This is a genomic window from Pseudoalteromonas sp. SR41-7, assembly GCF_014163935.1.
Lineage (GTDB): Bacteria > Pseudomonadota > Gammaproteobacteria > Enterobacterales > Alteromonadaceae > Pseudoalteromonas > Pseudoalteromonas distincta.
In genome coordinates this window covers 1-325 of the sequence record NZ_JACJEF010000052.1, presented here as the reverse complement: position 1 = coordinate 325, position 325 = coordinate 1, and the positions used below count along the sequence as shown (strand labels likewise).

Sequence of the window (325 nt, the reverse complement as noted above, 5' to 3'; positions counted from 1 at the left end):
GATGTGGAAGTGGTGTGAGCCATTAAGCTAACTTGTACTAATTACCCGTGAGGCTTAACCATACAACGCCAAACGCGTTTTATGCGACAGTTTAGACAGAAGTTAATATGACTAAAGTAGATATTTACTGAAAGACTTAAAAAATATTATCAGATATTTTCCAAATTCAGTTAATGCGTAGATATACGAATTAACGCCCTAATTTGCTTGGTGACAATAGCGTTTTGGACCCACCTGACTCCATGCCGAACTCAGTAGTGAAACGAAACAGCGCCGATGATAGTGTAGCATTTGCTATGTGAAAGTAGGACATTACCAGGCTTCA

At 39.1% G+C, this 325-nt stretch carries 1 rRNA gene; it reads left to right on the top strand.

Features of this window, described 5'->3' with window-relative positions:
* Positions 1-206: 206 nt before the first annotated feature.
* Positions 207-321: ribosomal RNA gene (gene rrf / locus H5092_RS20465) — 5S ribosomal RNA — on the top strand.
* The last annotated feature ends 4 nt before the right edge of the window (positions 322-325 follow it).